The organism is Salmonella sp. NW884 (assembly GCF_051700745.1).
GTDB lineage: Bacteria > Pseudomonadota > Gammaproteobacteria > Enterobacterales > Enterobacteriaceae > Salmonella > Salmonella enterica.
Window position 1 is genome coordinate 148,930 of the sequence record NZ_JAMMDE010000009.1, and the last position, 12,047, is coordinate 160,976.

The 12,047-nt window shown below is 50.8% G+C and carries 10 protein-coding genes; 6 read left to right on the plus strand and 4 right to left on the minus strand.

Going from position 1 to position 12,047, the window contains the following annotated elements; translation table 11 throughout:
- Positions 1–58: 58 nt before the first annotated feature.
- Entirely contained in the window at positions 59–1,360 is a 1,302-nt protein-coding gene (gene dcuA / locus NA197_RS18440) for an anaerobic C4-dicarboxylate transporter DcuA (protein WP_000637595.1), read from the minus strand.
- A 114-nt stretch (positions 1,361–1,474) separates the two neighbouring features.
- A complete protein-coding gene (gene aspA / locus NA197_RS18445; RefSeq protein WP_000069440.1) occupies positions 1,475–2,911 on the minus strand; it encodes an aspartate ammonia-lyase in 1,437 nt (478 codons plus the stop codon).
- A 340-nt stretch (positions 2,912–3,251) separates the two neighbouring features.
- Between aspA and NA197_RS18450 the strand changes: the two genes are divergently transcribed.
- Positions 3,252–3,728 (plus strand): FxsA family protein, encoded by a 477-nt coding sequence (locus tag NA197_RS18450; protein WP_001267291.1) that lies wholly within the window; start codon positions 3,252–3,254, stop codon positions 3,726–3,728.
- Positions 3,729–3,786: 58 nt separating this feature from the next.
- Here NA197_RS18450 and yjeH read toward each other — a convergent pair whose 3' ends face one another.
- Complete coding sequence (gene yjeH, locus NA197_RS18455; protein WP_064042937.1) at positions 3,787–5,028, minus strand: L-methionine/branched-chain amino acid transporter; 1,242 nt, start codon at positions 5,026–5,028, stop codon at positions 3,787–3,789.
- Between the two features lie 275 nt (positions 5,029–5,303).
- Between yjeH and NA197_RS18460 the strand changes: the two genes are divergently transcribed.
- From NA197_RS18460 to NA197_RS18480, 5 genes are all read left to right on the plus strand, one after another.
- Positions 5,304–5,597 (plus strand): co-chaperone GroES, encoded by a 294-nt coding sequence (locus NA197_RS18460; protein ID WP_000027827.1) that lies wholly within the window; start codon positions 5,304–5,306, stop codon positions 5,595–5,597.
- Between the two features lie 43 nt (positions 5,598–5,640).
- The gene (groL, locus tag NA197_RS18465) at positions 5,641–7,287 is read left to right on the plus strand and encodes a chaperonin GroEL (RefSeq protein ID WP_000729126.1); all 1,647 of its coding nucleotides are present in this window, start codon (positions 5,641–5,643) and stop codon (positions 7,285–7,287) included.
- 1,097 nt (positions 7,288–8,384) lie between these two features.
- Positions 8,385–10,082 carry a group II intron reverse transcriptase/maturase gene (ltrA, locus tag NA197_RS18470; protein WP_064042934.1) on the plus strand — a complete coding sequence of 566 codons (1,698 nt, stop codon included), beginning with the start codon at positions 8,385–8,387 and terminating at the stop codon, positions 10,080–10,082.
- 4 nt (positions 10,083–10,086) lie between these two features.
- Positions 10,087–10,410: a hypothetical protein gene (locus tag NA197_RS18475; RefSeq protein ID WP_064042935.1), complete on the plus strand. Its 324-nt coding sequence runs from the start codon at positions 10,087–10,089 to the stop codon at positions 10,408–10,410.
- 353 nt (positions 10,411–10,763) lie between these two features.
- On the plus strand, positions 10,764–11,117 hold the full coding sequence (locus NA197_RS18480; RefSeq protein WP_000558210.1) for a DUF4156 domain-containing protein: 354 nt from the start codon (positions 10,764–10,766) through the stop codon (positions 11,115–11,117).
- A gap of 47 nt (positions 11,118–11,164) precedes the next feature.
- On the opposite strand, the gene NA197_RS18485 is transcribed toward NA197_RS18480, so the two are convergent.
- Positions 11,165–12,022: a YjeJ family protein gene (locus tag NA197_RS18485; RefSeq protein ID WP_001229227.1), complete on the minus strand. Its 858-nt coding sequence runs from the start codon at positions 12,020–12,022 to the stop codon at positions 11,165–11,167.
- Positions 12,023–12,047: the final 25 nt, after the last annotated feature.

The following is a 12,047-nucleotide window of genomic DNA, read 5'->3' on the forward strand; positions in this document are numbered from 1 at the left end:
GGATGTTAGTCAAAGGGCGGGAGAATGCGGGGCGTGATACGCCCCGCGGGTGAAACACTTACAGCATAAAGCTGCCCAGCAGGAAGCCGAAGCAGACAGCCAGAACGACGCCCAGGGTGCCTGGGATGAAGAACGGATGGTTAAAGACGAATTTACCGATACGGGTTGTACCGGTGTCATCCATCTGTACCGCCGCAACCAGAGTCGGGTAGGTCGGCAAAATGAACAGGCCGGAAACGGCGGCGAAGGAAGCGACTGCCGTCAGCGGAGAGACGTTCAGCGCCAGCGCCATCGGCATCAGCGCTTTCGCCGTTGCCGCCTGAGAGTAGAGCAGCGCGGAAGCAAAGAAGAAGATGACGGCCAGCAGCCACGGATGACCCTGGATGACGCTACCCGCAGTGTCTTTGATCCAGTCGATGTTAGCGGATACGAAGGTATCGCCCAGCCACGCCACGCCCAGAATACAGATACAGGCGCTCATCCCTGCTTTAAAGGTACTGGAGTTGAGGATGGCGTCAGTTTCCACTTTACACAGGATGGTGGTCAGCGTTGCGACGCTCAACATGATGATCAAAATAGCGTTGGTGGTGTTCATCAGCGGTTTCTCAACCAGGCCGAGGCTCGGACTGTTAACAATCGCATAAACAACCACGCAAATAACGCCCAGCAGGAACAGCCAGACGGAATTTTTTGCCATCGGTTTGATTTCAATCTGCTTTTCACCACGCAGTTCAATCAATCCTTCTTCCAGACGCTTGCGGTAAATCGGGTCGTCCGACAGTTTGGAGTTGAACAGCATCGTGACCAGGAAGGACATCACCAGCACCGCCAGCAGCGTAGAGGGGATAACCACGGACAGCAGGTGAATGTAGCTAATGCCATGACCTTCCATAACAGAAGACATATACACCACGGCCGCAGAAATCGGCGAGGCGGTAATCGCAATCTGCGCGGATACCACGGCGGTCGAGAGCGGACGGCAAGGTTTGATTCCCTGCTCCTTCGCGACTTCAGCAATAACCGGCAGCGTTGCCAGGGAAATGTTCCCGGTACCAGCAAAAATAGTCAGGAAATAGGTCACAATCGGTGCGAGGATAGTGATGTATTTCGGGTTCTTACGCAGCAGTTTTTCCGTCTGGTTTACCAAATAATCCAGACCGCCCGCGACCTGCATAGCAGAGATCGCGGCGATAACCGCCATGATGATGGAAATGACATCGAATGGAATTGTCCCTGGCTTCACGCCGATGGCGGCAAGTACCAGAACACCCAGCCCACCTGCGAATCCAATACCGATGCCCCCAAGTCTGGCGCCCAAAAAGATTGCCAGCAAAACAATGATAAGTTCGACAACTATCATATTAGCCTTCCTTGTTGTTTAACAAGTTGATATTAAATTGTTGTTATTTGGTAACTTCTTGTAAGAAAAAAGGCACGTCATCGTGACGTGCCTCTTTGGTACTACCCTGTACGATTACTGTTCGCTTTCATCAGTATAACGTTTAGCTTTATAAGCCGGGTGCATCAAGTTCTGTACGGAGAAAATATCGTCCAGCTCGGCTTCCGTTAACAGGCCGCGCTCCAGCACAACTTCACGTACGCTCTTACCGGTTTCAGCACAGATTTTACCGACGATGTCGCCGTTGTGGTGGCCGATGAACGGGTTGAGGTAAGTGACGATACCGATGGAGTTGTAAACGTACCCTTCGCACACTTCTTTATTCGCGGTAATGCCGTTAACGCATTTTTCCAGCAGGTTGTAGCACGCGTTGCTCAGAATGTGGATGGATTCGAACATCGCCTGACCGATAACCGGCTCCATAACGTTCAACTGCAACTGACCGGCTTCCGCCGCCATCGTAACGGTGGTGTCGTTACCGATGACTTTAAAGCATACCTGGTTTACGACTTCCGGTACAACCGGGTTCACTTTGGCTGGCATGATGGAAGAGCCCGCCTGCAGTTCCGGCAGGTTGATCTCGTTCAGGCCGGCACGAGGACCAGAAGAGAGCAAGCGCAGGTCGTTACAGATTTTGGACATCTTCACTGCCAGACGTTTCAGCGCGCTGTGAACCATAACATATGCGCCACAGTCAGATGTCGCCTCAATCAGATCTTCAGCCGGAACACAGGCGAAACCAGTGACTTCAGCCAGTTTTTTCACCGCCAGCGGAGAGTATTCTTTCGGCGTGTTCAGACCAGTACCGATTGCCGTTGCGCCAAGGTTGACTTCCAGAAGCAGCTCAGCAGTACGCTCGATGCTTTTCACTTCTTCTTTCAGCAGGATGCTGAATGCACGGAATTCTTGACCAAGCGTCATCGGTACGGCGTCCTGCAACTGGGTACGACCCATTTTCAGGATGTCCTGGAATTCAACCGCTTTACGTTCGAAACCTTCACGCAACTGGTTGATGGCATCGATCAGTTTGACGATAGAGGCGTAAACCGCTACACGGAAGCCTGTCGGATAGGCGTCGTTAGTGGATTGACATTTATTCACGTGGTCGTTCGGGTTCAGGTACTGATATTCACCTTTCTGATGACCCATCAGTTCCAGCCCGATATTGGCCAGCACTTCGTTGGTATTCATGTTGACGGAAGTGCCCGCGCCGCCCTGGTAGACATCTACCGGGAACTGGTCCATGCACTTACCGTTGTTAAGGACTTCATCACATGCGGCAATGATGGCATTCGCCACACTCTTAGGAATGGTTTGCAGCTCTTTGTTGGCCAGCGCCGCCGCTTTTTTTACCATAACCATGCCACGCACAAATTCAGGGATGTCGCTGATTTTGTTATTGCTAATGTAGAAGTTTTCAATCGCTCTCAGAGTGTGAACACCATAGTAGGCTTCAGCTGGAACTTCCCTGGTACCCAACAGATCTTCTTCGATACGAATGTTGTTTGACATGTGAACCTTCTTTTTCAAGCTGCCAATGATTTTTACTTTAAAACACACAGGATATATGTGATTTCGAATGTTTTCTGACCGACGATTATCCCCTCCATCGGCCTGATAAACGAGATCATATGCTGCTTCAGAATTCCTACCGTAATCTGGATCACTTAAAGTGTGGGAATTTACCCCTTATTTATTATTTTGTGAAATAGGTCACCGCTTTAGTATTACTACCTAAAATAGGTGTACAAACCACTTGAAATTTTGCTACGCACCACCATATCGAATCGATGCGAATCGCAACCCCATTCAAATGGTCGTCGCAGACGGCCATGACTTACAGGAGAGTCCTTTGCGCTGGATACCCTTTTTAGCTGTCTTTCTCTATGTTTACATTGAGATTTCTATCTTTATCCAGGTCGCCCATGTGCTTGGCGTCCTGATGACGCTAATCCTGGTGATTTTTACGTCTGTTATCGGTATGTCGCTGGTACGTAACCAGGGTTTTAAAAACTTTTTGCTGATGCAACAAAAAATGGCGGCCGGTGAGAGCCCGGCGGCAGAAATGATTAAGAGTGTATCGCTGATCATCGCTGGCTTACTGCTCCTGTTGCCGGGATTTTTCACCGATTTTCTCGGCCTTCTCCTTTTGTTACCGCCAGTGCAAAAACATTTGACGCTGAAGTTGCTGCCGCATTTACGTTTTTCCCGGATGCCGGGCGGCGGGTTTAGCGCGGGTACTGGCGGTGGCGAAACATTTGACGGCGAGTATCAGCGTAAAGATGACGATCGCGATCGTATTGAACATAAAGACGATCGTCGGGATTAAAGGTAGAGATGCTGGTCGGATAAGTCGCGTGAGGCGTTATCCGGCCAACAGATACGTCTTACGCCATGCGTTTTCGCTTCGGTAAAAACAGCCATAATGCTGCCAGCATAATAATGGCATATAAGCTTTTCCACCCCAGCATTACCAGCAATAACAGGCACAGTAGACAACCCGTCACCGCCAGTGCATAGCAGCGCCCTTTCAACAGTCGACAGCCCGCCAGCATACAAAGCAGATAGAGCATAATAAAAATACCGTTAGCATAGACGATCAGCGCATTGAGGTTAATCTTCAGGGCGTAGACGACCAGGGAACTCACGCAACAACAGGCCAGAATAACGTTTAACGCGTGCAAGGGAAGGCGCCCGGGAGAGAGTTGAGCCAGATAGTGATCGGGCTGATATTGCATTTGCGTCCATATCAGACGCGCAAAACTCTGAGCATACACATTCAGGCTGGCAAAGCAGGTGAGATAACCAATAATGCAGGCTACCCACAACGCCTGGATACCGAAGAGATGAACAATAATAAGCGGTAGCGAGGCTGTTGCCGCTATCTTGTCGCTATAGACGCCAAAATGCAGCACCACGGCGGTACAGGTCCAATAAATGGCGCCGGCCAGCATCAGGCCAATGATCAATGCGCGCGGAAAATCACGTTCAGGATTTTTAAATTCAGACGACAAATGCGTAAAAGCCTCAATTCCCACAAATCCCCAGAACATGATCGCCAGGGCGGTACACAGCCGGGAAAAGGTGATTTCGTTTGCGGCTGGGAAGGTGATATCCGCAGGTTTAATCGCGCCTTTCCACAGAATGGCGGCAATAAGCGCGATAATTAATCCAGCGATAATGGCTTGCAGGTTGGCGCTGGAGCTGGCGCCGCGCGATCCCATAAACCATAGTAAACCTAGAGTACCCAGCTCCCCAAATAAGAGCTGTTCCCTTTGCCAGCCAAACAGCGCCTGGCCGAAACCCACCGCAATATGCAAGGCTGCGGGAAAACTAACAGGAATAACTGATAAAAACAGCCAACTGATCACTCGTTGCAGACGCGGGCCAAATGCCATCCCGACAAAATGCGCTACGCCGCCAGCGTGTGGAAAATGACGCCCCAGCACAGCAAAGACAATCGCAATAGGGAAAATCAAAATAATGAGCAGCGGCCATGCCCAAAGGCTGATGTCGCCTGCCGCCAGCGCAGCCAGCTCCGGAAGCGCAAAAACGCCAGTCCCTAATAATGATGTGGTTAACAAGATAACGCCCTGAACCAACCCAAGCTCTTTTTTTAGTTCATTCATCAGCTCATTATCCGGCGGCATTGTAACGTCAGGTGACGACAGGCATTTTTAAGCGTATCACACACGCCTTTTCTTATAGCAGGATGTTCTAAACCTTGGGTAAACGTGAGATAAGTAGCGTTTTTACCGCTTTTTTCGCTCAGAAGAATTTTTTTTCATCTCCCCCCTTGAAGGGGCAAAACCCCATCCCCATCTCTCTGGTCACCAGCCGGGAAACCGTTTACGGGCCGGCGTCACCCATAACTGATAATGACTTTCTCAAAGGAGAGCTATCAATGAGTATTCGTCCGTTACATGATCGTGTGATCGTCAAACGTAAAGAAGTTGAGTCCAAATCTGCTGGCGGCATCGTACTGACCGGTTCCGCAGCGGGTAAATCAACTCGTGGCGAAATCATCGCTGTCGGTAAGGGTCGCATCCTGGACAACGGTACTGTACAGCCGCTGGACGTGAAAGTTGGCGACATCGTTATTTTTAACGATGGCTACGGTGTGAAATCTGAAAAGATCGACAATGAAGAAGTGTTGATCATGTCTGAAAGCGACATTCTGGCAATTGTTGAAGCGTAATCCGCGAACGACACTGAACATACGAATTTAAGGGAAAGAGAAAATGGCAGCTAAAGACGTAAAATTCGGTAACGACGCTCGTGTGAAAATGCTGCGCGGCGTAAACGTACTGGCAGATGCAGTGAAAGTAACCCTCGGTCCGAAAGGCCGTAACGTGGTTCTGGATAAATCTTTCGGTGCGCCGACTATCACTAAAGATGGTGTTTCCGTAGCGCGTGAAATCGAACTGGAAGACAAGTTTGAAAACATGGGCGCGCAGATGGTGAAAGAAGTTGCCTCTAAAGCGAACGATGCTGCAGGCGACGGCACCACCACCGCGACCGTACTGGCGCAGTCCATCATTACCGAAGGCCTGAAAGCCGTTGCTGCGGGCATGAACCCGATGGACCTGAAACGTGGTATCGACAAAGCGGTTGCTGCGGCGGTTGAAGAGCTGAAAGCCCTGTCCGTACCGTGCTCCGACTCTAAAGCGATTGCTCAGGTAGGTACTATCTCCGCTAACTCCGACGAAACCGTAGGTAAACTGATCGCGGAAGCGATGGATAAAGTCGGTAAAGAAGGCGTCATCACCGTTGAAGATGGTACCGGTCTGCAGGACGAACTGGACGTGGTTGAAGGTATGCAGTTTGACCGCGGCTACCTGTCTCCTTACTTCATCAACAAGCCGGAAACTGGCGCAGTAGAGCTGGAAAGCCCGTTCATCCTGCTGGCTGATAAGAAAATCTCCAACATCCGCGAAATGCTGCCGGTTCTGGAAGCCGTTGCAAAAGCAGGCAAACCGCTGCTGATCATCGCTGAAGATGTTGAAGGCGAAGCGCTGGCTACCCTGGTTGTTAACACCATGCGTGGCATCGTGAAAGTGGCTGCTGTTAAGGCACCGGGCTTCGGCGATCGTCGTAAGGCGATGCTGCAGGATATCGCTACCCTGACCGGCGGTACCGTAATCTCTGAAGAGATCGGTATGGAGCTGGAAAAAGCAACCCTGGAAGACCTGGGTCAGGCGAAACGCGTTGTGATCAACAAAGACACCACCACCATCATCGATGGCGTGGGTGAAGAAGCTGCCATCCAGGGCCGTGTTGCTCAGATCCGTCAGCAGATTGAAGAAGCGACCTCCGACTACGATCGTGAAAAACTGCAGGAGCGCGTAGCGAAACTGGCAGGCGGCGTTGCGGTAATCAAAGTTGGCGCTGCGACCGAAGTTGAAATGAAAGAGAAAAAAGCACGCGTTGAAGACGCCCTGCACGCGACCCGTGCTGCGGTAGAAGAAGGCGTGGTTGCTGGTGGTGGCGTTGCGCTGATCCGCGTTGCTTCTAAAATTGCTGACCTGAAAGGCCAGAACGAAGACCAGAACGTGGGTATCAAAGTTGCGCTGCGCGCAATGGAAGCTCCGCTGCGTCAGATCGTGCTGAACTGCGGCGAAGAGCCGTCTGTTGTCGCTAACACCGTTAAAGGCGGCGACGGTAACTACGGTTACAACGCAGCAACTGAAGAATACGGCAACATGATCGATATGGGTATCCTGGACCCAACCAAAGTTACCCGTTCTGCGCTGCAGTACGCGGCTTCTGTGGCTGGTCTGATGATCACTACCGAGTGCATGGTGACCGACCTGCCGAAAAGCGATGCTCCTGATTTAGGCGCTGCTGGCGGCATGGGTGGTATGGGTGGTATGGGCGGAATGATGTAATGCGACGAGAGTCGCATTCCTCTGCGTAACTTGCTGAATAAACAGAGAATTTCCCTCTCTGACAGTTAGCTTACGCGCCCCGTGAGAGCGGGTCAAGTACCCGTTCTCACATCCCTTTAGCGTAGCATAAGGTGGAGTCGCTTCGGCGGCGGAATACGCACCCATAGCTTGGGTTACCTTTCAGTGATGAGCAGTAACGCGCCCATTACTTTCTCTCAGTTATCCGCAGTAGTTTACTCTGCGCGGAGTGCCCATCAGGGCAGACGTCGGTGATTCCCAAATCGACGTTACATCCTTAACGATTATGGCGAAGCTTGCCATACATCATCACTTCATCCTTTCATGGATTCATGAACAGGACGGGATCGTTTTGCTCGCGATCTTCACAAGAGGAATGCAGCGCAAGCTGTACGGGTGATTGTTCTGTCGCTGTTTCTTGAGCAGAAATAGTGAAGAAGAACCCGTTGTTCAGCCAACGGTAGCCTAGGGATAGTGCGTCACTGGCAACGGTGGGGTGCGGAGCTTCCTGACAACGTACTCCCGCGCAAGCGGCGGTTGATATCCGTGAGGAAATTAACTGGATTGGTCTAACGACATGACCATGAGAGGCCAGGCTGTATCGTAAGGTTAACGTACGTGAACTGCTGTTAAACACCGTCAGCCGCATTGAGCGTAAGTCGTTGATACGCTTTGACCAAAAGGTGGGTGGACAGGTTATCTCTTTTACATCTGGGGATACGCTGATATGAGCGCCACCGGTGGATAGGCAGAACCTAACCGATACGTGTCATCTGTACGGAACTCGGTAAGCCCGTATATTCGCCTCGTTGAGGCAGGGGAGTCGCAAGGCGAACTGTTGGGTATGCGGGTAAGGGAGGTTGGAAAAAGCAAACGCTGCGCTGTAATGGCGTGGATAGAGGCATGAAACAGGGCCTCACCGGAAACGGGGCAGACTTCCAACTGGTCTTAAATCGTAATAAGGCTTGTAAAGCTTATTGAATGTAAAACCCCGAGGGGCGAAACGTGATTTCTCCCTCGGGGGGAATCCACGTTCGTCCTCAGGGTGCTCTCGACAGAGCATTCAGGAGGATAGCAAGGTGAATACCGAAACGCGAGTTGAATCGCAGGCGGTATCTGCGTCTTCCCGCCCGGAAAGGTGGCACGCCATTAACTGGCGTAAAACCTCAGAAGCGGTGAGAAAGCTACAGGTACGCATTGCGAAGGCAGCGCAACGGCAGGAGTGGCGGCGGGTAAAAGCGCTGCAACGAATGCTGACCCGTTCGCTGGCGGCTAAGGCATTAGCGGTCAGGCGAGTCACGGAAAACCGGGGCAAGGATACCCCCGGAGTGGATGGAAAGTTATGGAGTACCCCGAAAACCAAATGGGAGGCCATCTTCGATATGAAGAGAACCGGATATCACCCTAAACCGCTGCGGCGGGTGTATATCCCGAAGTCGAACGGCAAGTTGCGTCCGCTCGGGATACCGACTATGAGAGACAGGGCCATGCAGGCGTTATATCTGCTGGCGCTGGAACCCGTATCGGAAACGACAGCCGACCGCAACAGTTATGGTTTTCGTCCGATGCGTTCAACGGCGGACGCTATTGAACAGTGCTTTGTAGCGCTCAGCCGGGGCAACTCGGCGCAGTGGGTGCTGGAGGGCGACATCAAAGGGTGCTTTGATAACATCAGTCATGACTGGTTACTCTCGCATATTCCGATGGATAAGCAGGTGCTGGGTAAATGGCTGAAGGCAGGCTACATGGAATCTGGTCATTACCATGCAACCGGTGCGGGAACGCCTCAGGGCGGTATTATCTCACCGGTACTGGCCAATATGGCGCTCGACGGGCTGGAAGCGGTGCTTGAATCCCGATTTGGGGTGAAGAATACCAAAGCCAGCTACAAGACCAAGGTCAACTATGTGCGTTATGCAGACGACTTTATCATCACCGGTATCTCGCAAGAGTTGCTGGAGAATGAAGTCAAACCTCTCGTTGAAGCCTTTATGGCGGAGCGGGGGTTGCAACTGTCGCCGGAGAAAACGGTGATAACGCACATTGAGCAGGGTTTTGACTTCCTCGGCCAGAACGTGCGCAAGTATCGCGGGAAAATGCTGATAAAGCCTTCCCGTAAGAACCTGCGAACGTTTCTGGCGAAAGTGAGGGACATTGTGAAGCGTCACCCGACACAGCCGCAAAACTGGCTGATACATCAGCTCAACCCGGTATTGCGGGGATGGGCCAACTATCACCGGCATGTGGTGGCGAAGGAGACGTTCAGCTATGTGGATTACCGTGTCTGGAAGCTGCTCTGGCGCTGGTGTTGCAGGCGGCATAAAAACCGCTACAAACGCTGGGTGAAGGCGAAATACTTTCACACAGTGGGTAGCCGGCACTGGACGTTTCAATGGCGGGAGGATAAGGAGAATCCGGTGACTTTAGTCTATGCAAAAGACACCGTCATTAAACGACATACCAAGATAAAGGCGGAGGCTAACCCTTATCTGCCTGAATGGGAAATGTACTTCGAGCAGCGCCTTGAGCGCAACTGGAAGGAAACCATGCAGGGCAGGAAGAAGTTGCTGGCGCTCTGGCTCAGGCAGGAAAAACGCTGTCCGCTCTGTAACCAGTTAATTACTATGGAAACAGGCTGGCACGTTCACCATAAGCACCAGAAACATCTGGGCGGCGGTGACGAGCTTGAGAATCTGGTCATGCTGCATCCGGGCTGTCACATCCAGTGGCACGTGAATTGTGATAACATGGAAATACATACAGTGGTTGATAGGTAATACTATGGAACAGCACAAAACTATCCTACAAGCTTTGGCGAATGGTTCATTTGGTAACTTTATAAATGAATCATCAGATATGGATATCAACATCTTTGAAGAGTTACTTTCTTCCGGGATGGTGACGGCCATTGATGCTTGTACCTTTGATGGAAAAGAATATCTTGATCCTAAGATAACTTTGAGAGGGCGGGAGTTTCTGAATCAACTGACAGCTAAGCCGAAAGAATCGGCATGGAAAGTCTGGTTCAAAACTTGGTGGAAAGTAATTGTGGCTGTTACTGCTGTCTTAAGTTCCATTGCCACAATTGCGGGATATTTCAAATAATCGCGCAACCGGTTCAACCCGTCGGTTGAACTTATTAAGGCTTGAGCCGTATGCGGGGAAACTCGCTCGTACGGTTCTTAGGGGGCGGCGGCGCAGTAATGCGCTGCTGCTACCCGACATTGCCCACACCCTGCATCCTTCAGGCTGCAGATGCGTTGGCTAACCCCAGTCACTTACTTGAGTAAGTGACTGGGGATTACCGCCTTCCTGCAACCAGAATGATTTGGGTGCTTATCTCCCAGAATTGAGAAACCCCCGGGCAGAAATGACCGGGGGTTTTTCTTTTAGTCATCTTTTTAGTATAAGATTCAGATACGGACAAAACGTCCAGCTCATTGATTATGGGGAATAACATGCACGTGAAATATTTAGCAGGGATCGTTGGCGCCGCGCTGCTGATGGCGGGTTGTAGCTCCAGCAACGAACTCACCGCTGCCGGCCAAAATGTACGCTTTGTCGAAGATAAGCCAGGCGCGGAATGCCAGCTAATTGGTACGGCAACCGGTAAACAGAGTAACTGGTTTTCAGGCCAGCACGGCGAAGAGGGTGGCTCAATGCGTGGCGCAGCGAACGATCTGCGTAATCAGGCAGCCGCGATGGGTGGAAACGTGCTGTATGGCGTAAGTAGTCCGTCACAGGGCATGTTGTCCAGTTTTGTCCCGACGGCCAGCGAGATGAACGGCCAGGTTTATAAATGTCCGAATTGATATGTCTGAATCGTAACGCCCTCTGAAAGATTCAGAGGGCGATATGGTTAGCGTTTTTCCTGCGATGACGCCATGCGTAGATTATGCAACGCGCGCATGCATTGATCTTGCGTCAGACGCGCTGCTTTACCGGTTCCAAGCGTTCTGACAAAAACCTTACACGGTTTTCCTTCCAGCTTTTTAAGACGCGGGCTGAAATTCAGCAAGCGGCGTGATATCGCTTCAGCTTCTTTAGAGCCTGACTGACTACGGGTCTTAATGATGGTGCCGCAATCATGCGATTGTCCTGCCTCATCCGTATAACGATAAACGAGCGCTAAATAATGGTTATACAGATTATGTTTCCAGTCAGGCTGGTTATAGGTATCGAATTCGATATTACCGTTTTCCAGGCAGTCAGCATCGTATAATGGTAAAAAGTCCAGCATTGAAGAAATACGCAATGCGAGCTCACGCATTTCGGCATTATTAATGGCGTGAATAATAGCCATCACCAGAACTTCAACCTGCCACTCACCGACCTGTAAATCAAGATGGCTACCATTGTGCAGCTTTAACGTAAAGGTTAATACTTTTTCTGTATTATCGCTCAACGCTAAAGATTCAACACGCTGATTAACATCGGCGTTTTCCAGCTCTTCACGGAGTATTGCCGGAATATTCTCATGCATTTTAAGCACATGACTGCTTTTAGCTTTCTGGCGTTTTTCCTGCTCTTGTTCCGGAAGCGAGTGTTGTAGATAAAGCCGGTGTTCAAGGCCGATCAACAAGTCTCGCAGCGCGAGCACAGGAAAGAAAAGCAGTGTTTCTTTATTTCTCAGTGACTTCACCTTAAGCGCCAGCGCGATAAACTTATCATTGTGACGAATAACGCCGGTATTTAGTCCCTTAATCGTTAAGGCCATGTCAATTCTCCACAAATATAAAATA